General features: G+C 69.3%; 34 protein-coding genes. 12 read left to right on the top strand and 22 right to left on the bottom strand.

The genetic code is table 11. The features are described from left to right. Nucleotide 1 precedes the first annotated feature (1 nt). From ACOWU6_RS15790 to ACOWU6_RS15700, 19 genes are all read right to left on the bottom strand, one after another. Nucleotides 2-751 carry a phage tail domain-containing protein gene (locus ACOWU6_RS15790; protein WP_421076285.1) on the bottom strand — a complete coding sequence of 250 codons (750 nt, stop codon included), beginning with the start codon at nt 749-751 and terminating at the stop codon, nt 2-4. Then, complete coding sequence (locus tag ACOWU6_RS15785) at nt 751-2,727, bottom strand: phage tail tape measure protein (RefSeq protein ID WP_421076284.1); 1,977 nt, start codon at nt 2,725-2,727, stop codon at nt 751-753. The genes ACOWU6_RS15790 and ACOWU6_RS15785 overlap by 1 nt, the downstream gene beginning before the upstream one ends. Beyond that, nucleotides 2,720-3,157, bottom strand: a complete 438-nt coding sequence (locus ACOWU6_RS15780; protein WP_421076283.1) for a hypothetical protein — start codon at nt 3,155-3,157, stop codon at nt 2,720-2,722. Before ACOWU6_RS15780 ends, ACOWU6_RS15785 begins: the two co-directional genes overlap by 8 nt. Continuing rightward, the gene (locus ACOWU6_RS15775; RefSeq protein WP_421076282.1) at nt 3,100-3,366 is read right to left on the bottom strand and encodes a hypothetical protein; all 267 of its coding nucleotides are present in this window, start codon (nt 3,364-3,366) and stop codon (nt 3,100-3,102) included. Before ACOWU6_RS15775 ends, ACOWU6_RS15780 begins: the two co-directional genes overlap by 58 nt. Nucleotides 3,367-3,458: 92 nt before the next feature. After that, entirely contained in the window at nt 3,459-4,043 is a 585-nt protein-coding gene (locus ACOWU6_RS15770; protein WP_421076281.1) for a hypothetical protein, read from the bottom strand. A gap of 61 nt (nt 4,044-4,104) precedes the next feature. Next, nucleotides 4,105-4,536, bottom strand: a complete 432-nt coding sequence (locus ACOWU6_RS15765; RefSeq protein WP_421076280.1) for a hypothetical protein — start codon at nt 4,534-4,536, stop codon at nt 4,105-4,107. 2 nt (nt 4,537-4,538) lie between these two features. Further along, the gene (locus tag ACOWU6_RS15760; protein WP_421076279.1) at nt 4,539-4,814 is read right to left on the bottom strand and encodes a hypothetical protein; all 276 of its coding nucleotides are present in this window, start codon (nt 4,812-4,814) and stop codon (nt 4,539-4,541) included. Continuing rightward, on the bottom strand, nt 4,811-5,152 hold the full coding sequence (locus ACOWU6_RS15755; protein ID WP_421076278.1) for a hypothetical protein: 342 nt from the start codon (nt 5,150-5,152) through the stop codon (nt 4,811-4,813). The genes ACOWU6_RS15760 and ACOWU6_RS15755 overlap by 4 nt, the downstream gene beginning before the upstream one ends. Beyond that, a complete protein-coding gene (locus tag ACOWU6_RS15750; RefSeq protein WP_421076277.1) occupies nt 5,149-5,682 on the bottom strand; it encodes a hypothetical protein in 534 nt (177 codons plus the stop codon). The genes ACOWU6_RS15755 and ACOWU6_RS15750 overlap by 4 nt, the downstream gene beginning before the upstream one ends. Before the next feature lie 21 nt (nt 5,683-5,703). Then, nucleotides 5,704-5,985: a hypothetical protein gene (locus ACOWU6_RS15745; RefSeq protein WP_421076276.1), complete on the bottom strand. Its 282-nt coding sequence runs from the start codon at nt 5,983-5,985 to the stop codon at nt 5,704-5,706. 17 nt (nt 5,986-6,002) lie between these two features. Continuing rightward, nucleotides 6,003-7,328: a phage major capsid protein gene (locus ACOWU6_RS15740; protein ID WP_421076275.1), complete on the bottom strand. Its 1,326-nt coding sequence runs from the start codon at nt 7,326-7,328 to the stop codon at nt 6,003-6,005. 14 nt (nt 7,329-7,342) lie between these two features. Then, entirely contained in the window at nt 7,343-8,125 is a 783-nt protein-coding gene (locus tag ACOWU6_RS15735) for an HK97 family phage prohead protease (RefSeq protein WP_421076274.1), read from the bottom strand. 11 nt (nt 8,126-8,136) lie between these two features. Further along, a complete protein-coding gene (locus tag ACOWU6_RS15730; RefSeq protein ID WP_421076273.1) occupies nt 8,137-10,056 on the bottom strand; it encodes a phage portal protein in 1,920 nt (639 codons plus the stop codon). Nucleotides 10,057-10,066: 10 nt separating this feature from the next. Beyond that, nucleotides 10,067-10,276, bottom strand: coding sequence for a hypothetical protein (locus tag ACOWU6_RS15725; RefSeq protein ID WP_421076272.1), 210 nt, complete (start codon nt 10,274-10,276; stop codon nt 10,067-10,069). A 17-nt stretch (nt 10,277-10,293) separates the two neighbouring features. Next, nucleotides 10,294-11,805 carry a terminase large subunit domain-containing protein gene (locus ACOWU6_RS15720; protein WP_421076271.1) on the bottom strand — a complete coding sequence of 504 codons (1,512 nt, stop codon included), beginning with the start codon at nt 11,803-11,805 and terminating at the stop codon, nt 10,294-10,296. 103 nt (nt 11,806-11,908) lie between these two features. Continuing rightward, on the bottom strand, nt 11,909-12,382 hold the full coding sequence (locus ACOWU6_RS15715; RefSeq protein WP_421076270.1) for a terminase small subunit: 474 nt from the start codon (nt 12,380-12,382) through the stop codon (nt 11,909-11,911). A gap of 353 nt (nt 12,383-12,735) precedes the next feature. After that, complete coding sequence (locus ACOWU6_RS15710) at nt 12,736-12,912, bottom strand: hypothetical protein (protein WP_421076269.1); 177 nt, start codon at nt 12,910-12,912, stop codon at nt 12,736-12,738. Then, nucleotides 12,912-13,076, bottom strand: a complete 165-nt coding sequence (locus ACOWU6_RS15705) for a hypothetical protein (protein ID WP_421076268.1) — start codon at nt 13,074-13,076, stop codon at nt 12,912-12,914. The genes ACOWU6_RS15710 and ACOWU6_RS15705 overlap by 1 nt, the downstream gene beginning before the upstream one ends. A 4-nt stretch (nt 13,077-13,080) precedes the next feature. Continuing rightward, the gene (locus tag ACOWU6_RS15700; protein WP_421076267.1) at nt 13,081-13,368 is read right to left on the bottom strand and encodes an HNH endonuclease; all 288 of its coding nucleotides are present in this window, start codon (nt 13,366-13,368) and stop codon (nt 13,081-13,083) included. A gap of 332 nt (nt 13,369-13,700) precedes the next feature. On the opposite strand from ACOWU6_RS15700, the gene ACOWU6_RS15695 reads away from it, so the two are divergent. Then, nucleotides 13,701-14,063: a hypothetical protein gene (locus ACOWU6_RS15695; protein WP_421076266.1), complete on the top strand. Its 363-nt coding sequence runs from the start codon at nt 13,701-13,703 to the stop codon at nt 14,061-14,063. A 104-nt stretch (nt 14,064-14,167) separates the two neighbouring features. Here the strand turns inward: ACOWU6_RS15695 and ACOWU6_RS15690 are convergent, their stop codons facing one another. The 3 genes from ACOWU6_RS15690 to ACOWU6_RS15680 are packed head-to-tail and all read right to left on the bottom strand — an operon-like array spanning nt 14,168 to nt 16,192. After that, nucleotides 14,168-15,292 (bottom strand): tyrosine-type recombinase/integrase, encoded by a 1,125-nt coding sequence (locus ACOWU6_RS15690; protein ID WP_421076265.1) that lies wholly within the window; start codon nt 15,290-15,292, stop codon nt 14,168-14,170. Then, a complete protein-coding gene (locus tag ACOWU6_RS15685; protein ID WP_421076264.1) occupies nt 15,292-15,735 on the bottom strand; it encodes an ImmA/IrrE family metallo-endopeptidase in 444 nt (147 codons plus the stop codon). Before ACOWU6_RS15685 ends, ACOWU6_RS15690 begins: the two co-directional genes overlap by 1 nt. A gap of 10 nt (nt 15,736-15,745) precedes the next feature. Further along, complete coding sequence (locus tag ACOWU6_RS15680) at nt 15,746-16,192, bottom strand: helix-turn-helix domain-containing protein (protein WP_421076263.1); 447 nt, start codon at nt 16,190-16,192, stop codon at nt 15,746-15,748. Between the two features lie 171 nt (nt 16,193-16,363). Between ACOWU6_RS15680 and ACOWU6_RS15675 the strand changes: the two genes are divergently transcribed. From ACOWU6_RS15675 to ACOWU6_RS15625, 11 genes are all read left to right on the top strand, one after another. Beyond that, nucleotides 16,364-16,603 (top strand): helix-turn-helix domain-containing protein, encoded by a 240-nt coding sequence (locus ACOWU6_RS15675; protein ID WP_421076262.1) that lies wholly within the window; start codon nt 16,364-16,366, stop codon nt 16,601-16,603. Nucleotide 16,604: 1 nt separating this feature from the next. Beyond that, complete coding sequence (locus tag ACOWU6_RS15670) at nt 16,605-16,835, top strand: hypothetical protein (protein ID WP_421076261.1); 231 nt, start codon at nt 16,605-16,607, stop codon at nt 16,833-16,835. Next, complete coding sequence (locus ACOWU6_RS15665) at nt 16,832-17,077, top strand: hypothetical protein (protein ID WP_421076260.1); 246 nt, start codon at nt 16,832-16,834, stop codon at nt 17,075-17,077. The genes ACOWU6_RS15670 and ACOWU6_RS15665 overlap by 4 nt, the downstream gene beginning before the upstream one ends. 58 nt (nt 17,078-17,135) lie before the next feature. Then, entirely contained in the window at nt 17,136-17,327 is a 192-nt protein-coding gene (locus ACOWU6_RS15660; protein WP_421076259.1) for a hypothetical protein, read from the top strand. After that, the gene (locus ACOWU6_RS15655) at nt 17,327-17,584 is read left to right on the top strand and encodes a hypothetical protein (protein ID WP_421076258.1); all 258 of its coding nucleotides are present in this window, start codon (nt 17,327-17,329) and stop codon (nt 17,582-17,584) included. The genes ACOWU6_RS15660 and ACOWU6_RS15655 overlap by 1 nt, the downstream gene beginning before the upstream one ends. Next, on the top strand, nt 17,581-17,940 hold the full coding sequence (locus ACOWU6_RS15650) for a hypothetical protein (RefSeq protein ID WP_421076257.1): 360 nt from the start codon (nt 17,581-17,583) through the stop codon (nt 17,938-17,940). The genes ACOWU6_RS15655 and ACOWU6_RS15650 overlap by 4 nt, the downstream gene beginning before the upstream one ends. A 34-nt stretch (nt 17,941-17,974) precedes the next feature. Next, a complete protein-coding gene (locus ACOWU6_RS15645) occupies nt 17,975-18,337 on the top strand; it encodes a hypothetical protein (protein WP_421076256.1) in 363 nt (120 codons plus the stop codon). A gap of 77 nt (nt 18,338-18,414) precedes the next feature. Then, the gene (locus ACOWU6_RS15640; protein ID WP_421076255.1) at nt 18,415-18,816 is read left to right on the top strand and encodes a hypothetical protein; all 402 of its coding nucleotides are present in this window, start codon (nt 18,415-18,417) and stop codon (nt 18,814-18,816) included. Continuing rightward, the gene (locus tag ACOWU6_RS15635; RefSeq protein ID WP_421076254.1) at nt 18,813-19,193 is read left to right on the top strand and encodes an NUMOD4 motif-containing HNH endonuclease; all 381 of its coding nucleotides are present in this window, start codon (nt 18,813-18,815) and stop codon (nt 19,191-19,193) included. The genes ACOWU6_RS15640 and ACOWU6_RS15635 overlap by 4 nt, the downstream gene beginning before the upstream one ends. After that, nucleotides 19,190-20,209, top strand: a complete 1,020-nt coding sequence (locus ACOWU6_RS15630; protein ID WP_421076253.1) for a hypothetical protein — start codon at nt 19,190-19,192, stop codon at nt 20,207-20,209. The genes ACOWU6_RS15635 and ACOWU6_RS15630 overlap by 4 nt, the downstream gene beginning before the upstream one ends. Before the next feature lie 22 nt (nt 20,210-20,231). Continuing rightward, nucleotides 20,232-20,709 (top strand): hypothetical protein (locus ACOWU6_RS15625; protein WP_421076252.1); only part of this gene is annotated, 478 nt, incomplete at its 3' end.

Below are 20,709 nucleotides of genomic sequence, written 5' to 3'. Positions count from 1 at the left end.
CCTATCCGTACGCGTCCGGCACGATCACCGTGAGCTGCCCCGCCGACGTCGTGTGGACGACACCGGGCAGGCCCGGCGGGATCTCCCACACGTCGCCGCTGCCGACGCCCTGCACGAGCGCCCCGTCGCGGTACACCCACCCGGTGCTGAGGTCGATCTCGTGCGTTCCGCCCGCGGTGATCCCTGACACCGTGTACGTGCCGAGGTCGGAGGTGACCGTGTACGAGCTCGGCGCCCCGGTCACCCGGAGCAGGGCGGGTGCGTCGACCGTGCCTCGGTGGGAGACCGTGACAGACGTCGCCGGGCCGAAGCGGTTTGGCTGCACGGCGTACCGGATGGGGTCCTCGGACCACACCTCGACCAGGAACGTTCCCGCGTACGAGTCGCCCCCGTACGGGGTCACGAGCGCCTGCCGGGAGAGCCCGACGGTTCCATACGTGGTGATCCCGTCGTCCTCGGCGACGACCATCTTCGCTGTGCGCCCGACGAGGAACCCCTCGAGGTTCCGTCGCATCTCCTCGAAGTCCTCCTGCGACTCCGCGAGGATGTGTCCCTTGATCGGCACGACCTTCGAGTCGAGCCACCCGTCTGCGTAGTAGGAGCCGTGACGGCCGGGGCGGGGGACGACCTCTCGTCGGACGTCTCCCCCACCCCGCCACGTCGCGAACGCCTGCGGGTCGATCAGGTACGCGTGCCGACGGTTCCGCGGGCGCGTCTCGAACTCGATGCCCTCGCATGTCGCGGTTGTCATCAGCCCTCCACGGAGTCGAGGTAGTCCGCCCAGTTGGCAGCCGACCGGCCGATCTGCATCTCGCTCATGCCCGGCGCGGGCTGCACGATGAACGTGTTCCCGCGGCCGCTGTTGCGGCCCGCGATGCCGTCCTCGAGCGCCTGGTTCATCAGACCGGTGTCGACGACCGACTCGGGGCGCCCGGCCTCGGCGAGCACCGCGAGGGTGCCACCGGGTCGGGGCCGGACGGTCGCCCCGTCGGCGAGGTGCGGGAGCTTCTCGAGGGTGACGTCGATCGCGCCGCCGGTGATGTCGGAGACGAAGTTGCCGACCTCGTTCAGCCCGCCGATGAACCCGTTGATCACGTCGATCATCGCGTTGATCACGCCCGCGCCGATCTCGCCGACGGAGGAGAAGATGCCCTCGAAGATCTGAACGATCCCGTCCCACGCCTTCTCCCAGTCGCCGGTGAACACGCCGGTGAGGAACGTGATCACCCCGCCGAGCACGTCGACGAGGCTGTTCACGATCGGCATGAGGAGCGTCCCGATCGCGTTCACGACGCCCTCGATGACGGGCATGAGCGCGGCGATCACGGCCGCGAGGACCGGGAAGATCGCGCTGATCAGCTGACCCAGCGGCTCGAGCAGCGGGGTGACCGCGAGCAGCACCTGCCCGATGATCCCCGCGAGCTGCGCGATCAGCGGCAGCAGCGGCGGGATCACCTCCGCGAGGAACTGGGAGAACACGCCCACGATGGTCTGCAGGACCGGCAGCAGGGCGCTCAGCACCTGCTGGAACACCGGCCCGAGCGTGGCCGCGATCTGCGGCAGCAGCGGCTGCAGCGCCTGGAAGATCAGGCCCAGCGGCGACAGGTAGCCGAGCAGCTCCCCGAACTGGGAGAAGTCGGTTCCGGCGAGCAGGTCGTTCACGAACGCCATGCCCTGACCGAGGGTGTTGAAGATGGCCGTGCCGATCGGCTCGAGCGCGGTCAGCGCCCGGTTCTTGAAGATCTGCCACTGCTCGGCGAAGTCGGCCGTCTCCTGGCTGACGCCGAGGATCGTGTCCCCGGTCGCGCCGGTCGCGGCCATCAGGTCGTCCATGTTCAGCACGCCCGACTGCAGCGCGCCGACGAACTGCGATGCCCCGCGGGTGCCGAACACCTGCGACGCGAGGTCGAGCGCGGACGCCGTGTCGCCCTCGGCGACGAACCCCTGCAGCTCCGACGTGACCCGGGAGAACGCCTCCGCGGGCTGCTCGCCGTCGCGGGCGAGGGTGACCAGGCCCTTCGACATCGACGCCATGACCTGCTCGGCGTTCAGACCCGCCTTGTCGAGCGACCCCATCAGCGAGATCGATTCCTCGAACCCGAAGCCGAGGTTGCTCAGCGCCGGCGCGGCCTTCTGCACGCCGGAGGCGAGCTCGTTCATCCCTACGCCGGTGGCCTGCGACACCTGGAACAGGGAGTCCATCGCCCCGGCGACGGCTTCGCCCTCCACCTGGAACGCGGAGAACGCCGCCGACGTCGCGGATACGTCGATGTCCTGCCCGAGGATCCGGCCCGCCTCGAGGTACTGGGACGCGACGGTCTCGAGGGTGTCGCCGCCGAGGCCGAGGCGGGTGTTCAGGTCCGCGACGGTCGTGCCGATCGCGCCGAGGTCGGCGGGCACGTTCTGCCCGACGTTCTTCGCGACGTCGACGAGCCCCTCGAGCGCGTCGCCCTGGGCGCCGGTGCCGACACGGATCGTGTCGGTCACGTCGTCGAAGATCGACCCGACGTTGTACAGGCCCTTGAACGCCGCGACCGTGCCGGTGACGAGCGCGGTGACGCCCATCGCGTTCCGCATGCCCGACGACCAGCGCCGTCCGGCGTCGTCACCGGCCTTCCCGGCTTCCCGGGCGCCCGGCTCGAACTGGCGGCCGATCTCCTCCTGGACGCCCTCCATCGTGGGCACCAGGCGGATCCACGCGGTAGCGAGCTCGACTCCGTCAGCCACGGCTCCCCCTCCCTGGCGACTTCGATTCCCACCAGTCGTCGAACTGCGACGCGGGGATCGGGTCGCGCCCGAATGCCTGTGTGCGCTTCTCCCACCAGCGGGCGAAGCGCTTGGGCTTGCCGCCGGAGCGGCGCGGCCGCGGGAGCTTCCACGCCACCGCCTGCAGCAGGTCGACGATCGTCGCGAGCACCTGCTCCGTCCACGACGGCACCTCAGCGCCGTACACGCCGGCCGCGAGCGCGTTGCCCGGGGTCTTCTGCCAGCGGCGCACGAGGACGAACAGGTCCCGCCACGTCAGCGCCGGGGTGCTGAGGTCGCGCAGCCGCAGGCCCGCGGCGATCAGCTCGTATTCGATGGCCTCCTGGTGCTCGTCTACGAGGTCGAGGAGGCCGAGGATTCCCCCAGCCCGATCTCCGAGCCCTCGCGCCACGCCTTCACGAACGCGTTGAACTCGGCCCGGTCGAGCTTGTCGATGTGCTCGAGGTCGCTTTCGGGGATCAGCTCCTCGAGGATCGTGAACACCTGGTCGACCTCGGGCAGGCGGCGGGTGCGGCGGATGGTGCCCACGGGCACGTTCTCGAACCGCGGAAGGGTGAGCTCGTGCCCGTCGGGCAGGGTGTGGTGGAACTTCTCCATCATGGGAACCTCTCGAAGATGGCGGGAACCGGATGTGTGTGGTTGGCGCGCGGACGGGGCGGGTTCCCGGCGCCCCGCCCGCGCGGTCATGCAGCTCAGGCCGCCGCGAGCACGCCGTCGTCGGTGTACACGTACACGGACTTCCCGGCGGCGTCGGGGTAGGTCGAGAGCGTCACGGGGAGGCTGATCGCGCCGGACGCGACGATCGCGACCTCGCCGCGCTCGGACACCTGCCCGTGAGGGACGAACACGACCACGCGGCGGTCGCCGTCCTTGACCTTGAAGTACCAGGCCTTCGTCTCGCGCATCTCGCCGGCGAGCGCCATGCGCAGCTGCGTGCCGTGCGCGGTGGTCGCGGCGGTCACGTCGACGTTGTCCTCGCCGAAGTAGTTCTCGGCGGAGACCTGGTTGAGCTCGAGGTGGGTCCACGCCATCGTCGCGTCGAACTCGGTGAGCACCTTCCGGATCGTCTTGAGCGACCAGTCGCGGATCGACTCGGTCGACTCCGACGGGGTCAGGGTGACGCCGTCCTCGGACGCGTACCCGGCCTCCTTCAGGCCGGTCCACGTGAAGTCGTCGATCGTCTGCGGGATGGTGTCCGTCTCGGGACCGGAGAGGATCGCGGCCGTGACGCTCTGGTCGGGAGCGCCGACGAAGACATTGCTGGACTTGACGGGCATGGTGCCCCCTTTCAGGCAGGATGGAACACCGCCCGGCGGGCGGCGATGTGGCGGCGGGAACCTAGACCGCGGACCGTCTCAGGTCGGCGGAGATCGTGGACCGGTACCGGAAGTGCGTCGGCACCGAGGGGTGCGGGAGGTTCACGGGCACGGACGCCGACACCCGGTAGCAGGTGCGGCCGCCGAGCGCTCCGGCCCGCCCGGCGGCTTCGAGCAGCCCGACCGCGAGCGCGCACAGGTCGCGCGCGTCTCCCTCCCGGGTCGCGTACGCCTCGACGACGAGCGTGTGCGAGTCGGTGACCAGGTCGCGGCGGGCGCCGCCGGTGGTCGTGACGCGCACGAACTCGCGCGGCTTCGTCGACGTCGTGGGGATCTTCGTCCCGACCGTGCCCTGCGGCTCGGTGAGGTTCGGGTGCCCGTGGGCGGGCAGGGTCGCGGACAGCTCGGCGATGACGGCGAGCTCCCCGTCGACGGGGATCAGGATCTCGGCCACGGTCACCTCCCGGCGTCGAGCGCGCGCATCAGGGCGCCGTCCTCGGCCTCGGCCCGGCGGGCTTCGTTCGTGACCGTGGTGACGTACCCCATCGCGCGCCCGAGCTTCGTGGACCCGCCGACGACCTCCACGGTTGCGTCGAAGTCCGGCTCGCCGCCCGCGGCCGCCTGGATCGCGTCGACCCTCTTGCGCAGGTCTGCCTGCACGGGCTCGCTCGACAGCAGCGCGCGGATTCCGTCGCTGTTCAGCTTGATGCGGACGCCCTTGACCGGCATCATCCCTCCCAGCGGATCAGCTGCACGATCGTGTGCGACGTGAGCGCGGACGGTCCGGGCTGCCGCCGGACGGCGCCCTCGATCTGGTAGTCCTGCCCGAACAGGGTGACCAGGTCGCGGCGGTCGATGTCCGCGGTGAACGGGCCGCGCAGCGTCCACTCGATCGAGTCGCCGTCGCGGTTGGTGAGGTCCTGCACGGTGTTCCCCGCGTCGACCGCCCACCCCGGGAGGTCGACATCGGTCGTGGTCGTGTAGTCCGGCTCCTGCCCGCCGCGGCCGTCGGAGACCATCACGGGCCGCTTGCGGGTGATCGTGTGCCGGGCGACGAGACCGCCGATCACGGGACGTACCCGATCCGGTACGGGGCGATCCGGTCCTCGTCGGCGCCCGTGAGCGCGCCGGACGCGCGGGTGAGGGTGACGGACACGCCGCCCGCCTGCTCCCGGCTGATGCCGAGCGGGGACCCGAGCCCGCCGGCGGCGAGCTCGAGGGTGAGCTGCACGAGGTCGGCGGGCACGCTCTCGAACCCGGCCGTGTACGTGACCTCGACGTCGGTGCCGCGGATGTTCGTCCACCCCGTGTCCGGGTCGAACCGGACGGTGCCGACGTCGAGCACGACGCCGTCGACGGTCACCGCGTCGATCGAAGCGATCTCCATCGCCGGCAGCCACACCGCTTCCAGCCACGGCCGCACCTGGCGGCGCGTGACCTGCTGACGTGTGGCGATGTGCCAGCCGCACTCGCGCCGGATCGTCTCCGTCGCGGCGGCGAGCTCCTTCGCGAGGAACGGGTGGGAGGTGGCGGTGATCGCGCCCAGCGACCGCTGCTGCATGTCGTCCGGCGTGGCGAACGCTTCAGGAGTGATCGGCATCGGTCACCACCACCTCTCCGCCTACTCGCCCGCCGTGGCGGTCTTGTTCTTCGGCGCGGTGCGCGCCTTGTTCGCGGGCGCCGCGGCCTGCTTGACCTCGGTCGCGCCGAGGCGCTTTGCCTCGTCGGGGGTGAGCTTCATCACCGTCTCCGTCTCGTGACGGCCGGTGCGGAGCTTGACGTTGTACCGCTTGAGTGCCATGTCGGTGGCCTCCCTTGTCTCGATGCGCTCGTCGACGGGGACCACCGTGGTGCGCGGCCCGCACGACGCGTGCTGCGCCCCGCAGATCTTGCATGTGCCCACGGTGGTCCCCTCTCGGCTTACGCGGCGGTGAGGTCGATCTCGACGAACGCCGCGGGGCGGGTCACGCCGAACGCGGCGCGCTCCTCGGCGAGGATCGCCACGAGGTTGCGGATGAAGAAGTCCGCGTGCGAGTCGGTGATCGAGATCGACGCCTGCTCGCGATCCCAAAGGATCGCCTTGCGGAAGTCGCCGACCAGGCCGACGCCCTGCGCGATGTTCTCCGACTCCACGACCGGGAGGCCGTGGAGGGTGGGGACACCGGCGGTGATCGCCTCGTTCTGCGGGTTCTTCGCGAGCCGGGCGAGCTGGATCCGCTCCCAGTCGAGCGGGTTCAGCATGTACCCGGTGGGGACGGCGCGGCCGCCGACGAGCACCTTCGTGCGCGCCTTCAGCGTCGTCTCGAGCAGCGGGTCGAGGTCCGTGACCGTCGCCGAGTACGCCTGGGCCTGGATGCCCGTCGTCTCGAGGATGCCGCGGAAGTTCTCCCCGGTGCCGTCGCCGTTGAGGATCTGGTCCTCCTCGGTCTGCGCGAGGTCGGCGAGCAGCTCGTCGTCGATCAGGCCACGCAGCTGCGCCGCGTCGGCGATGCCGCGCTTGGTCGCCGGGATCCACTCGGCGATCGTCTTGACCGTCTCGGTCACCTTCTGGAAGGAGATCGAGCCCTCGGGCTTGTACCCGCCGCCGGCGGCGGGAATGAGCGGACCGGCGGTACCGCCCGACGTCGGCGCGTCGGCCGTGGTCGCTTCCGGGACCGGCGCGGCCGAGTTGGGCTGCGTCAGCTGGCGGACGAACTCGACCGTGTCCGACCCGGTCTGGCGGACCGAGATCAGGTCGCGGGCGGTGAGCTTCGGACGGCCGAGCGCCTCGTAGATGCCCGTGATGTCCGGGTTGACGAACGCGCCGCCCGAGGTGTCCGAGGAGCCGGTGACGAGCGCCTTCCGGTTCGGGAAGATGCCCTTCAGGCCCATCGGCTCGGACTGCACGCGCGCCCGGTCGCCCGGGATGCGGTCGCCGTGCGCCTTCATGAAGCCGACGTACTGCGCCGACTCCACGAACAGCTGACCCAGCGACTTGCCGCGCGACGGGGCGAGGAACGCGCCCGCCTTCTGCTGCGGCTCGTTCTGCTCGAGACCGAGGTCCATGCCGATCGCGGCGAGGCTGGCCTTGAGCGAGTCGGACTCCTTGCCCTTCTGGAACTCGGCCTTCGCGGCCTCGTACGCCTTCAGGTGCGTGGCCGCGTCGGTCACCTCCTCGGGGGTGAGGTCGCGGCCCTCGGCCTCGGCCTTCGCGGCGATGTCGCGGGCCGCCTTGAGCTCGGCCCGCATCTTCTCCTGGATGTCCACGTGGACTCCTTCCGTTAGAGAGTTGCGCCCTCGGCGGTTGCCAGGGCGATCTGCAGACGCGTCAGTGCGGACGGCGCGCGGGCGGGTTCCTCGGCCTTGGCCCGTTCGGGCTCCTCGGCCTTGACCTGCTCGTCACCGCTGGCCTTGCCAGCGTCCTGACCCTCTCCGTCGAGGACGGAGAGGACGTTCTTGATGTCTCCGGCGGCGGCCGAGATCTTCTCGGCCGCCTCGCGGAGGGTGGCTTCGTTCTTCGCGCTGATCGCGCGGCCGGCCTTCACGTCGGCCTCGATCGCGTCGGCGAGCGCCTTCACCGCGACCACCGACGTGTCACGGTTCGCGCCGACCGGGACGAACGAGAACTCGAACACGTCGAGGTCGCGCAGCTCGTTCGCCTTGCGGCCGCCGTCGAGCTCGACCTGCCCCTCGTCGATCACGTCGTACGCGAACGACAGCTCGTTCAGGCGCCGGCCCTTCACGAGCCGGTACACCTGACGGCCCTTCGGGGACTCGAGGTCGAACGCGCCCTTCACCCACCAGCCGTGGTCGTCCTCGCCCTCGTCGATCGCGTACGCGACGTAGAAGTCGGGGTCGTCCATGCGGTGCCCGAACAGGCCCGGCAGGACGATCCCCGCCTCCTTGCGCTTGGCGATGCCGCGCTCGAACGCGCCCTTCGCGACGACGTCGTTGTACGCGTCCGGCTCGCGGGTGAACGTCGACGGGTAGACGATGAACTCGCCCTCGTTCAGCCCGTCCTCGGGGCCGGCCTTGAACTTCACCGGCAGGCTCTTGATCTTCATGGCGGCTCCTCTCAGCCGAAATCGATCTGCACGTCGCAGGAGCAGCCCGCGACCTCGTCGACGTCGAGCGCCGAGGAGTCCCCGGGCCACCGGGCGCCGTTGCTGAAGGTGTCGTCCAGGTCGACGGTCTCGCCGTGCATGGACGCGTGCGACGGGCGCGGGTTCGAGGACGTGACGATCCACGTCTTCGTCACCTTCCGACCCCCGCCGACCTGGCGGACGGCCTCGACGCTCGCGAAGCCCGCCAGCGCCGTGGTGATCGTCCCGGCCGCCTGCACCGCGCGCGAGGTCTCCGCGACCTCGAACACGTGCGCGGCGGCCTCGAGCGGATCATCCCCCGCGAGCGCCTCGTCGAGACGGATCCGCGTGGCCGAGTTGATCGACTCCGCGTTGGACCGGGCGGCGACGTTGAGGTACTCGAGCGTGCGGTCCTCGTCGTAGTCGTCCGGGTCCACGCCCAGCCGGTCCAGCTGCTTGCGGCCCACGGCCGTGGACACCATCGCCGACAGCGCGAACAGGTCCGCGGCGAGCTCGTCGTCCCACCGCTTCCCGTCCCACCAGTCGTCGCGGCCCGCGCCGATCGCGGAGCGCACCGCGGCGCCCTGCCGCTTGAAGAACCCGGCGAGCACCTGCCGCGCCTTCTCCACGTGCGTGGTGTCCGGCTTCGCCTTCAGCGCCAGCGGGCCCGCCTGCTTCAGCGGCGGCCGCCACGACAGCGCCCCGTCCGGGGCCGAGTCCGTCGGTGACGCCTGCCCGCCGATGAGGACGTTCAGCGGCACCACGAGCTCGTCGCCGCCCTCCACGCGCGGGAGGTTCGCGCGAGCGCGCGCCTCGTTGCGGGTGAGGTAAGGAGCGCCGACCGAGGTCTGCAGCTGCGCGGCCTGCTCCTCAAACGACCCGCGCAGCTTCTCCTGCATGTTGAACTCGACGTACACCCCGTCGGTGTCTTCGAAGTCCGGCAGGATCTGCAGCTCGATCTCCTGCTTGATCTCCATCAGCAGGGGCCCGAGGGTGTCCTGGTAGAGCATCTTGTGCTGCTCGGTGATGTTCGAGAAGGACGCGTTGTCGAGCATCCCGATCATCGGTGGCGGGATGAAGTACGCCGCCGCGACCTCCTCGCGGGTGAGCTTGCGGGACTCGACGTACTGCAGGTCCACCGCGGACTGCGACGCGGGCGTGAACGTCATGCCGTCTTCGAGGATCGGCGTCCCGCCGGCGTCGGTTGCCGACCACCCCTGGTACTGGCCGCGCCATCCGGCGCGGAACCTCTGCCGGGCCGTGTCGCTCCACGTCGGCGCGTCCTTCGGGCGCGAGATGTACCCCGAATGGCGGGCGCCGTTGCGGAGGATCTGCTCACGCATCTGCCCCGCCGCGTACTCCTCCGACAGCGCGCGGCGCAGCGACTCGATCGGCGAGAGCCCGTAGCGCTCGTCCTCGGGGTTGTAGCCGCGGAAGTAGACCACGTTCGCCGCGGGGATCGCGAACTTGCCCTTCGAGCCCTTGATGATGAACGTCGACGGATTGAGCCAGTTCTCGTCGTCCGCGATCGACCACAGCCGGGGCGGGATCCGCACGAGGGCTTCTCCCTTGAGCTTCACCCAAAGCGCCCGGTCGTAGATGCCACGGTCGGACACGAGCCCGTGGATCAGCCGGTAGGCCGTGGTGTACGGGTTCGGGTTCGACAGCAGCATCGCCAGCGGGTGATCCCGCAGGCGCTCCCGGTCGGTGTCCTGGATGCGGCGGAAGGTGTGGATCGACAGCTGCGCGACGTTGCGCGCGAGGAAGTCGACCACCGTGCGCACGGCGGGCTGCTTGCGGTAGATCGCCGCGTAGTCCTCCGTGAGGTCGTCGCTCAGCCGGATCGACGACGGCGCCTGGTAGACCGGCTTGTGGACTGCGTGCAGATTGCCCTCAGAGACAGCGAATGCCATCGTCGCCTCCTCACGGTGCCTGGATGAACAGGACCCGGTCGCGCTCGACGACGACGTCGCCGTCGAGCGGTACCGGGTCGGCGCCCGGCTCGAGCAGGGTCGCGTTCTTCAGGACGAGCAGCGGCCCGTCCTGTCGGTAGAAGATCGCGTCGATGGAGGTCCCGTCGACGAGGTTCGCGATCACGCGACGCCGCTGGATCACACGCCGGAATGCCAGCACGGGCACACCTCCTTGGTTCACACGACCATCAGGTCGTTCTCCTCGTACGCCGAGCGGTGCACCACCGGGTTGGTGGCGAGCAGCCCGACCGCGGCGATCGCGGCCTGCAGCGGCGCCGCGTCATTCGGTGACGCCTTCAGATCGATCGCCCAGCCATCACCGAGCGGCTTGATCACCGCGGTCGTCGCCGCGATGTCGAGCTTCGGCTGCGCGCCATGCGTCAACGGGAGAGGCTCGTCCTCGTCCCGGTCATCCGCGGTCGCGACCCTCAGCAGGTCGTAGAACTTCCCGTGCCACCCCGCGAGGTCCACGCCCTCCCACGGCGACACCACCAGGCCCGCGTTCTCGAAGTCCTCCCGCAGGCCCGAGATCGGCGCCCCACGCGTCTGCATCGCCAGATGCTCGACCGGAACCGCACGCTCAGGCGACAGAAGCCACGGGATCACCCAGTCCGGGCCAGGACGAGACGCCGCGATCTCCACGCGACGCCGCCCCTCCGTGTCCCAGAACGCGATCGCGACATGCACCCACGTGCGGTCATGCGACATCGCGACCCCGTACGCCGTCGGCCGGTCCCGGTCACGCGTGACCGTCGCGACCGTCGTCGCCTGCCAAGATCCGTTCGGGAAGGGGCCCTGACCGGCCAGGTTCACGAACTGGCACAGCACCTCGGTGCGGAACTCCCACTCCGGGTCCGACGCGGCCGCAGCAGCGATCGCGCGCTCGTCGAGCTCCGTGTATCCGAGAGACGGGTTCGCCTGAGCCCAACCCTCCCGGTCCCAGATCCCACGAAGCGGACCATCCGGCTCCCCGTCCGTCGTCCCCGCGGACCACTCGAACAGGCCGATCGAGTCGAGGTCGAGCTCATCGAGCAGATCCTCCGGGACGCCCTCGAGAGCCTCACCCGTGATCGCCGAGATCGCGACCTTCCGAAGATGCCGCAGCACCACCGACGACGCGTCACCCGCGTTCGACACACCCCAGACCTGCGCGCGCCGGCGCGCCATCGTCGTCTTCGACGTCGCCGACCACGCCCGCCAGTCCTGATGCTCCCGCAGCTCGTCGAACAGGATCAGGTCCCCACGGAACCCGCGTCCGCCGCGCCGGTTCGCCGCCGCGATCTTGAACGTCTCCCCGCCATCGAGGCGGACGAGCTCGGACCCCTTGCCCTCGTTCTTCTTCGCGATCTCGTCAGCGAGCTCCGGGATCGCCTCCGCGACCGCGACCGCTTCCTCCCACGCGGCACGCGCGTGATCGAGGGACGCGTGCGTCTCGAGCACCATCCGCGCGCCGTCCTGGAACAGGCGCCACAAGATCAGCACCGTCAGGAGCGTGCTCTTCCCGTTCTGACGGGCGACGAGCAGCAGCACCGTCCGGAATCGGAACACCGCCCCCGGCCCGTCCAGCAGCTCGAGCGCGTGGATCAGCAGCCACGTCTGCCACTCGAGCCGACGCGGCAGCAGGCCGAGATAGTCGGTGTCGTCATCCGGGGTGCGAGCCTCATCGAGCTCCTCCAGCCGGTCACGCATCCAGTCCCAGAACTCGCACACCTCGAACCCGAGCGACGTCTCCGGCGTCAGCTCGCGCAGCGGCGGCGTGAACAGCCACGGCGTCTGGCAGCCGAGGAGCTTCTTACGGCCACGCCCGCTTCGGCGGACGCTTGAGCTCCGTGACGTTCTCCGGCCGGCGCCCGCCTTCGGACGACTCGTTGCCGCCATCAGCGTCCTCCGTCCGCTTCGCGAGCTTCAGCGACCGAAGCTCGTGCTGCATCCGCACGGTCGGCGTCCCGCCCAAGTCGTTCAGCACACGCGACAGCGCACGATGCGCGCTCAGCGCGCGCGCTTCGTCGCCGCTGTGCGTGGACTCGTCAACGATCCGCGCGAGGTCCTTCGCCTGGGTGACCGCCGCGACGTCGGACGGCGCGAGCCACTTCATCGCGGCGAGCGCGCCGTCAACCGCGTCGCGCATCGTCGTCGGCGCGGGGCCGGTGTCCGCGCGCGTCCGCGACGTAGCCGCGCGCGCGTCACGCTCAGCGCGTTCCTCCGCCCGCTTCCGCCGCTTCCTTTCAGCGTCGCGCGCCTTCCGCTCCTCCGGCGTCATCGCCATGACGAGTCCCCCGTTCTGCGGACGCGGACACGACGTCCGCGGACATTCACACCTGGGTGGGGAAGTTCACTGCCGGCGCTCTGGCCCTGGGTGGGCGGTGCAGAGATCCGGACGCCCCTATCCCTCGGCGTAGACGCAGGCCGATCGGTGGTCGCCGCTGTCTTCGATGTCAGTCCAGCGGCACCCGCAGGGCGCGAGCGGCTGGCCGTCCTGGTCTATGGGGCACTCACCGTGGGTCTTGTGCCACTCAGCGCAGGGCCGGCACCAGGTGTAGCCGAGTTCGCGCATGGTCTGGTCCCATGCTTCGTCTCGTTCGTCCACGGTTCGAGTATCCGGTCCCGCGGTGATGGCGCTCATCCTTGGTCGCCCTTGTTCGGGAAGGGTCGCAGCGGTCGCGGTTCCCGTTTCGCGGGTGCGTGCGTCGTTCCGAAGTGGATGGGGATGTCGATGGTGCCGACCTCGACGGGGTCGCCGTCGGCTACCTGGATCATCACCTTCGCGGTGAGGGTGGCGACGTTGACGGGCGGCATCAGCTGTCCGCCTTCGTGTGCTGCACCCAGCGTGCGGTCGTTCCCTGCACTGTGTAGTGCCCTCCCGGAAGGACCACGTCGAGGCGTGTGGTGGTGATGTGTACGTCGTAGCGCTTGCCGTGGAGGGGTCCGCCCTTGGCGGTGATGGTCTTGGTTGCGCTCATTGGGTCACCATGCTTCCGAGGTGGTGCCGATGCCTGCGTTCGCTTTGCCGGTGCTCTTGTTGCGGTTGCAGCGGACGTGTGAGGGGCGGGCGTTGGTGGGTTCGAGTGCGAGCTCGGGGTGGGTCTTGCGGGGGTGCACGTGTTCGAGCTCGAAGCTGTTGGGTGCTCCGGCTGGGCCGTCGTAGTCGATGGGCTGGGAGCAGAGGTAGCAGGGCGCGTTGGCGGCCTGCCATGTGTTCTTGAGTGCGGCGCGGAAGTCGCGGTAGCGGCGGGTGTGGATGACGTCGGCCACGTTCACCTCCGCTGCGCGAGGGCGGGCAGGGCGGGCAGGGCGCGTAGGGCACGGTCTGGGGTATGACGGTTCCCTGCGCGCGTTTAACTTGGTCCCTTAGTTACATAGTCAAAGAGCTGTGCTAACTCGCATCTGTTGCCCCTTATGGACCCTGGGACTGTTTTCTCCGCGGGGTTACGCGGGTGTGAGCAGGGTCAGTGCGCGTTTTCGTGTCGCGCCTTTCGTGCGCCCTGTGGATAAGTCGCGCCCTGGTGCGGCCTCCGAGCAGGGCGCATTGTCGCTCTTTGGGCGAGCCTCCCCAGCAGTGCGCGTTAGTGTCCTACAGTGTTGGTATGACAGGCACCAATATCTACTGCCCTTCCTGCGGGCACCATCTGTTCAAGGCCGACGTCGAGCAGCTCGTCGCGGCCACAACCCCGGCGAGCGCCGTTGCGCGGACCCCGGCCACCGACGATGCCGCCGTGACTCTCGAGCGGTTCTTCGAGAGCCAGTCGCGTGTGATCCGTGCGGACCGTGGCCGCATGACTCAGGCCGATGTGATCGCCGCGGTGAACGGCTGGCTCGAGGATCAGGGTGAGCAGCCGCTCACGTTGCACGCGATCGGGCGCGGGATGCGCGCGCTTGGCATCGAGACGTCCCGGTCGAACGGGCGCCGCTTCTACGCGGGCGTGATGTTCACGGGTGCGCCTGCCTGAGGGGAATGGGGAACGGCCGGCGGTCGCTCACCTGTGGGTGGTTCCTGCCGGCCGTTCCGAGTGTCCCCTGTCCGACACCGCTCCGATCATCAAGCTAGGGGCGGTCAACGGGCGGCGTGCAAATGCGACACGCCGAGCGCGGCGGCGCGGTGTTCGTTCATCCGTGCGGCGACGGCGTCGAGGTCGTCGTCGAAGAGGTCGGCGTAGACGTCGAGGGTCATGGCTGCGGACGCGTGTCCGAGCATGCGTTGGATGGCTTTGACGTGGGCGCCGGATGCGACGGCGAGGGATGCGGCGGTGTGGCGGAGGTCGTGTGGGGTGATAGCGGGGATGGTGGGGTCGGTTTGGCGGGCGGCGCGGACGGCCTTCACGAACCAGCCGCTGGTGGCGTGTGGGTACGGGATGGGGTTGGTGCCGTCGCCGAAGAGGTAGTCGTCGGGGCCTTTGCCGTCGGTGAGCGCGGTGAGCTGGTCGACGAGGTGGTGCGGCATGGGGACGTCGCGTGTGTGGCCGGGTTTGGGGGTGCCGTGCTCGTAGGTGCCTTTGACCATGACGGCGTTGTCTTCGATGCGGATGCGTTTCCGGAGCGGGTTGAGGTGGCGGACGCGGAGGGCTGCGGCTTCGCCCCAGCGGAGGCCGGCGTGCGCGAACAGGTCGATGAGGGTGGCGTGTTCGTTGGTGTCGGCGCTGCGGACGAGGGTGTCGACTTGCTGGTGGGTGAGGTAGCGGGGTGGTTTGCGGCGCTTGGCGGGGAGGGTGATGCCGGTGGCGGGGTTGCGGGGGATGGCGTTCTCGCGGTGCGCGATGGTGAGGATGCCGTTGAGGACGAAGACGATGCGGCGGACGGTTTGCGCGGAGCGGGTGGTGTTGAGCTCGGCGACCCATGCGGCGATTTCGGTGTGGGTGATGCGGTCGACGGCGCGGGTGCCCCATTTGGGTTCGACGTGCACGCGCCATGCGGTTTCCATGGCGTGTCTCGAGGAGGGTTTGAGGGGTGCGAGGCGTTCGATCTTCCAGGTGTTGGCGTAGCTGGTGAGGGTGCGGCGGCCGGCGGTGGGGTCGACGTAGTCGCCTTTGGCTTTGGTGACGGTGATGTCGGCGAGGCGGAGCTTCGCTTCTTTCTGGGTCTTGAATCCGCGCTTGGAGGTTTGGGTGCCGTCGGGTTTGCGGTAGCGGATGCGGTATCGGCGGCCTTTGGCGGTGTCGTAGGGTTCGATGCTGCCGGACATCAGATCGCTTCCTGGGGTCGTAGTGCCATGTGGGCCCATTGTCCGAGCCCGTGGCGGGCGCTGGCGTAGGTGACGCCGCGCAGCGGGGTGAGGCAGAACTGTTCGAAGTCGAAGATGATCCGCGGTGTCACGGAGAACTCTTCGGCGAGGTGGTGCTGGTCGGGGTTGATGCGTTCGAGGCGGGCGTACTCTTCGGGGTCGATGAGGAGCCGGGCGGCGTAGGCGCGGGCTTGGCGTTCGTTTCGGGCGGTGGTGCAGTCGTGCCCGTAGTGGGCGTGTCCGAGCTCGTGGGCGAGCGTGGAGCGGCGTTCGAAGTGCGCGAGGCGGAGGCTGAGGTAGATGCGTTGCTCGTCGTGGTCGTAGAAGCCGCGGATGCCGGGGCGGAGGTGGGCGTAGTGGACGTGTACGCCGTATTCCGCGGCTTTGGCGAGCAGCTGGCGCATACGCGGTCTCCTATTCGGCGTGGGGCTGGTCGGCGGCGACGTCGCCCTCGTCGGCGGCGAGGGCGTGCTCGCTCTTCCGTGGGGCGTCGACGATCTGGATGTCATCCTCGGTCTGAGGTAGGACATTGAGCTCGCCGGTGAGGTCGGCGGTCGCCTCGCCGGCTTCGAGGCGGCGGACGATTTCGCGCGCGAGCTCGAGGTCGGTGTACTCGCTGAGGCTGTGGATGCGCCCTAGGTGGTCGGCCTCTTCGGGCGTGATGAAGCCGACGCCGACGAAGACCTGGGACATGTCGAGGTTGTAGGCGCGGCAGACCTGGACGACCGTCTCGACGGTGAGCGAGGTGGTGCCGTTGAGCTGCCGGTTGAGGGTCGACGGGTCGATGCCGGATGTGACGGCGATGGCCCGTGCGCTGCGCGCTCCGGTGACCTCGAGCAGGTAGTCCTTGCGGTTCGTCATGCGCATCAGTTTGTTGCACTTTTGCCACAGTGTCAATCGAGAGTGTCGCATCATCGCAGGAGAGCGCGGAGCAATTGTTCGACACTGTGTCAACCCTGCGCCAAATCTCGTCCAGACTGTGGCAAGCTTGCTTCACGTCGAAGCAGTAGTGACACAGAAAGGGCGTCCAGTATGAGCGTCTCGATCCGCATCAAGCCGGGCCTGGTGGAGCGTCTCCGTGAGACGCGGAACATCGGGTCGGAGGAGGCCTTCGCCCGCCTCATCGGCGCTGATCGCACGACTCTCCGTCGAGTCGTCGCGGGGAGCCAGCCGTCCGGCGCGTTCATCGCCGGCTTCTGTGACGCGTTCGGTCTCGGCCTCGGAGAGGCGTTCGAGATCGTCCGCTCTGACAGCCTCGCGAAGGCGGCGTGACATGGCCGTCACGAGGCTGCGCCCGGATGTGACGCCGGGCCCCGTGTGGTTGTCGCCGGCGCAGGTGTGCGAACGGGTCCCGGGTCTCACGCTGGAACGTCTCGCGTACCTGCGCGACCGGTCGAAGGGGCCCATGTACTTCAAGCCGACCGAGAAGACGGTCGTGTACGAGGCAGCCGCGGTCGACGCGTGGGTGCGCAGCACCGCCGTCGTGACGAGGGACGCGTCGTGATCCTCGTCGCGGTGGTCGCCGCGCTGGCGGCCGGTGTGTGCTTCGGCCGGTGCGTGGCGCTGGGTGTGTTCGACGGGGTGTGGGTCCTGTTCGGCCTGTCGGCGTTCGTGATGGTGCTCGCGCTGGCGGCGATCGCGACGTGGCGTCGGATCCCGGCGGACCCGCGGCCGGTGCGGTCGCGCCTCGATCGCGAGGACCGGCCGCGGTGCCCGGTGGATCACTCGCTGGACAACTCCGACTAACCGGTCCCCTCCTCTTCCCTTCTCCCCTGTTCTGGTTCTTCTTCGAGAGGTGCTTGTCGTGTCCCCTGAAACGGATCGTGTGGTGTCGGCGCCGGTGTCGGCGTCGGCGGTGGCCCGGTCGGATGAGACGCTCGCCGTCGTCCGCGGTGGCTGTTCGGATGCGCCGGGTTCGGTGCTGGGTGCGGTGGCCGGTGTGGTCGCGTTCCTGGTGTCGGTGCCGCTGGTGGTGCTGCTGATGGTGAGCGTCTGATGGGCGCCGTGCTGGATGCGGATCCGCTGGTGCTCGACGGACTGGACTTCGAGCCGCAGTGCGAGACGGACGCGCCGCCGCATGCCGCGAACGTGGCGTTGACGTGCCGGCACTGCGGTGGGGTGTCGCTCGCGTGCCGTCCGCATGTCGACGAGGCGCGGCTGCATTTCGCGGACCCGCTCCTGGTGTGCATTCACAAGGCGTGCGGGTTCCGGGGTGCGGAGCTCGACGAGGTGTTCTCGGTGAGGCCGCTGTGATCGAGGCGACGTACGTCTTCGAGTGGGCGAAGGCTCCGCTGTCGATGAACTACCGGATGCATCACCACGTGAAGGCGAAGATCACGGCCGACCTGCGGGCGCAGGCGGCTGCACGGGCGGCTTCGTTCCCCGCGTCACGGCATGTGGAGGTGCAGCTGACGTGGGTCGTCACGGACAAGCGGCGCCGGGACGAGGAGAACATCGTCGCCACCCTGAAGCCGCTGTGCGACGGGCTCGTGGACGCCGGTGTCGTCCCGGATGACGTGCCCGCGTTCATGACGAAGCTCATGCCCTCGATCCGGTACGAGCCGGGCGGCACCCCTCACTTCCGTCTGCGCATCGCGCAGATCTCCTGACCCTGTCAACCCCTGAAACCGAAGGAGAACGATCATGAGCATTCCTGCTCCCATCCCTCACCCCGCTGCGGGGAAGCCGACGCTCGAGGAGCTTGTCGCTCGTCGGGTGGCGTTGAAGGCGGACGCCGAGTACATCGCGGGTGAGATCGCCGCGATCGATGCGCAGCTGATCGACCAGCTCGACGTCGGGACGCATGACGTCGACGGCGTGAAGGTGCAGGTGCGCGAGTACTCGCGGATCGCGTACCCGCAGCTCGAGAAGGACTACCCGGCCGAGCAGTACCCGGACCTGTACGCGACGAAGACGGCGATCGATCAGGCCGCTGTGAAGAAGCAGTTCGCGCCGGCCGCGCTCGAGCCGTACAAGGTGCGCGGCTCGAAGTCCGTCGTCATCTGACTCCTATCACGGCCGCCCGGATGGTCGCAGCAGCGGTTCGACTCCGCTGCCGGGCACAACACAGGAAGGAGCTCAACATGAGCGAGAACAACTACCGAATCCAATACGCAGTCAACGCAATCCTGCGCCTGCTCGGAAGCAAGGACGGCCGTTCTGGCCTGTCGCAGATCGCGATCGAGAATTCGCTCGCTCGTGGCGGAGACGTTCGTCGATCGGACATTCGCGCGGCACTTCGGATTCTGCGGGAGAGCGGTCGTGTTGGGTCGGTGGACGGCGCGCGAGGTGCGCGTATCCACTTCCTCAACGGCCCTCTCGGCGACACCGAGGAACCTATCCCCGCTGCAAGACGAGACGATGTCGGCTGGCCGGAGTTCGACGCGAAGCTGGATCACCTTGCCGGGCTCCTGGGCGACATGCTCGAAGTGCCGGTGACGAAGAACCAGATCATCATCTTCCTGGCTGCTGTGGCGGCATCATGACCACGATCGAGCAGTGGTCCCCGATCCCCGGGCACGCCGGATACGAAGCATCCACCCTAGGCCGGATTCGGTCCGTGGATCGCGTCATCCCGCACGGAGGTAAGAGCGGCACTACGCGCACCCTCCGTGGACGCGTGCTGCGTCCGTGCCCGAACGGCCCCTACGGCTACCTCTCGGTGATGCTCGGCGCCGGGTGCCGTCGGTACGTGCACCGACTCGTCGCCGCGACGTTCCTCGGCCCCGTCGAGGGGATGGACGTCGACCACGGCGACGACGACCCGAGCAACAACGCGGTCACGAACCTCACGATCATGCCGCACGCGGACAACATGCTCGCGATCCGGACCCGCCGAGCAGAGAAGGGGCGTGCAGCGTGAACCTCGAGGATCACCTGTTCTCCGTGGTCCGCGCGGCCATCTCGGCGCACCCGCGGTCGCTGCAGAAGCGGATCGGGCCGTCGGAGATCGGGAAGCCGTGCGACCGGTGGATGCTTCGGAAGCTCGCCGGGGTGGAGGAGCCGGAGCGGGGGCCGGCGTGGAAGCCCGCGATCGGCACGGCGATGCACGCGCAGCTCGAGGAGTGGTTCGACGCCGCGAACCGTGGCGGCGGTGACGTCGAGAACACGGAGTGGGTGACGGAGTGGGAGGTGAACGTCGGCCGCATCGGTGACACGGACATCACCGGGCACTCCGACCTGTTCCACGTGCCGACGGGCACCGTGATCGACTGGAAGGTCGTCGGCGCCCGGCAGCTCGCGAAGTACCGGCTGCACGGCCCGTCGGAGCAGTACCGGGTGCAGGCGCACCTGTATGGCCGTGGGTTCACGAACGACGGCGGGTGGGGTCCGTGCCGGGAGGTCGCGATCGCGTTCCTCCCGCGCGACGGGGAGCTGCACCAGGCGTACTTCTGGCACGAGCCGTTCAACCCGCACCTGGCGCTTGAGGCGCTCGCGCGCGCGAACCGGCTGTGGGCGCTGCTGCAGGTCGTGGGGCTCGACGCGGCGCTCGCGACGAAGCCGCTGTGCGATGACCAGTGGTGCTCGTTCTGCAAGGCGGACCGTGCCGTGTTGCGCGCGGAAGGGCGGATCTCCCTGTTCGACGACACCGCCGAGGGGTGGAGGTCGCTGTTCGTCGACACCACCGCGGGCCCGGTCGCGGTGGTGTCACAGCCCGAGCCGGAGCCCGCGCCGATACCGATGCCGACGCGTAGCCCGGAGCGTCTCGCGCTGTGCCGCGCGTGCGGCGCGCCCTTGTCGCCCGCGGCGATCGCGGACGGCTTCTCCACGCACCCGACGTGCGCGGACCCTCAAGCCCCGGTCGCGGCCCCGCGGCCGGTCCCGTCGACGCCGCAGCCAGCGGCGCTCGCACCCATCACCAATCTGTTCGACCGCTGACAAGACCATTCAGGAGAAGACCATGTCCCTTTTCGATTCCAGCAGCAAGGGCGTCAAGTTCGACGTCGTGGGCGCGTCGATCACCGGCACCGTGAAGTCGGCGCCGCGTGAACGGCAGCAGACGAAGTTCGGCACCCAGGAGCCGGATTTCTGGCCGAACGGCGATCCGAAGATGCAGATCCTCATCGACCTGCAGACGGACCGTCGCGACGACGCGAACGACGACGGCGAGCGGACGCTGTACGTCGCGTCGAAGAACATGAAGCGCGCGATCGGTGACGCGATCCGCGCGTCGGGCGCGAACGACGTACTGCCGGGCGGTGTGCTGTCGGTGACGTACACCGGCAACGACCCGCAGTCGAAGAACCCGGCGAACCCGGCGAAGCTGTACACGGCGCAGTACACGCCGCCGACGTCGCCGCTCGCGCAGCCCGCGCCGGCCGCCGCGGCGCCGGCTCCCGCTCCGGCGGCGAGCGCTCCCGCGTACGCGCCGCAGCCCG

Origin of the sequence: Microbacterium sp. SA156 (assembly GCF_049065455.1) — a bacterium.
Lineage (GTDB): Bacteria > Actinomycetota > Actinomycetes > Actinomycetales > Microbacteriaceae > Microbacterium > Microbacterium barkeri.
The sequence above is the reverse complement of the archived record's forward strand: the minus strand, read 5'-3'. Positions and strand labels throughout refer to the sequence as shown.

Bases quoted from the DNA above. Each gene is read 5' to 3' on its own strand.
- ACOWU6_RS15790 (WP_421076285.1), bottom strand. From the start codon at position 751: ATGACAACCGCGACATGCGAGGGCATCGAGTTCGAGACGCGCCCGCGG.
- ACOWU6_RS15690 (WP_421076265.1), bottom strand. From the start codon at position 15,292: ATGTCCGGCAGCATCGAACCCTACGACACCGCCAAAGGCCGCCGATAC.
- ACOWU6_RS15640 (WP_421076255.1), top strand. From the start codon at position 18,415: ATGAGCGAGAACAACTACCGAATCCAATACGCAGTCAACGCAATCCTG.
- ACOWU6_RS15635 (WP_421076254.1), top strand. From the start codon at position 18,813: ATGACCACGATCGAGCAGTGGTCCCCGATCCCCGGGCACGCCGGATAC.
- ACOWU6_RS15770 (WP_421076281.1), bottom strand. From the start codon at position 4,043: ATGCCCGTCAAGTCCAGCAATGTCTTCGTCGGCGCTCCCGACCAGAGC.
- ACOWU6_RS15645 (WP_421076256.1), top strand. From the start codon at position 17,975: ATGAGCATTCCTGCTCCCATCCCTCACCCCGCTGCGGGGAAGCCGACG.
- ACOWU6_RS15760 (WP_421076279.1), bottom strand. From the start codon at position 4,814: ATGATGCCGGTCAAGGGCGTCCGCATCAAGCTGAACAGCGACGGAATC.
- ACOWU6_RS15705 (WP_421076268.1), bottom strand. From the start codon at position 13,076: ATGAGCGCAACCAAGACCATCACCGCCAAGGGCGGACCCCTCCACGGC.
- ACOWU6_RS15775 (WP_421076282.1), bottom strand. From the start codon at position 3,366: ATGATGGAGAAGTTCCACCACACCCTGCCCGACGGGCACGAGCTCACC.
- ACOWU6_RS15720 (WP_421076271.1), bottom strand. From the start codon at position 11,805: ATGCGTGACCGGCTGGAGGAGCTCGATGAGGCTCGCACCCCGGATGAC.
- ACOWU6_RS15695 (WP_421076266.1), top strand. From the start codon at position 13,701: ATGACAGGCACCAATATCTACTGCCCTTCCTGCGGGCACCATCTGTTC.
- ACOWU6_RS15735 (WP_421076274.1), bottom strand. From the start codon at position 8,125: ATGAAGATCAAGAGCCTGCCGGTGAAGTTCAAGGCCGGCCCCGAGGAC.
- ACOWU6_RS15675 (WP_421076262.1), top strand. From the start codon at position 16,364: ATGAGCGTCTCGATCCGCATCAAGCCGGGCCTGGTGGAGCGTCTCCGT.
- ACOWU6_RS15715 (WP_421076270.1), bottom strand. From the start codon at position 12,382: ATGGCGATGACGCCGGAGGAGCGGAAGGCGCGCGACGCTGAAAGGAAG.
- ACOWU6_RS15655 (WP_421076258.1), top strand. From the start codon at position 17,327: ATGGGCGCCGTGCTGGATGCGGATCCGCTGGTGCTCGACGGACTGGAC.
- ACOWU6_RS15680 (WP_421076263.1), bottom strand. From the start codon at position 16,192: ATGACGAACCGCAAGGACTACCTGCTCGAGGTCACCGGAGCGCGCAGC.
- ACOWU6_RS15670 (WP_421076261.1), top strand. From the start codon at position 16,605: ATGGCCGTCACGAGGCTGCGCCCGGATGTGACGCCGGGCCCCGTGTGG.
- ACOWU6_RS15710 (WP_421076269.1), bottom strand. From the start codon at position 12,912: ATGCCGCCCGTCAACGTCGCCACCCTCACCGCGAAGGTGATGATCCAG.
- ACOWU6_RS15685 (WP_421076264.1), bottom strand. From the start codon at position 15,735: ATGCGCCAGCTGCTCGCCAAAGCCGCGGAATACGGCGTACACGTCCAC.
- ACOWU6_RS15730 (WP_421076273.1), bottom strand. From the start codon at position 10,056: ATGGCATTCGCTGTCTCTGAGGGCAATCTGCACGCAGTCCACAAGCCG.
- ACOWU6_RS15750 (WP_421076277.1), bottom strand. From the start codon at position 5,682: ATGCCGATCACTCCTGAAGCGTTCGCCACGCCGGACGACATGCAGCAG.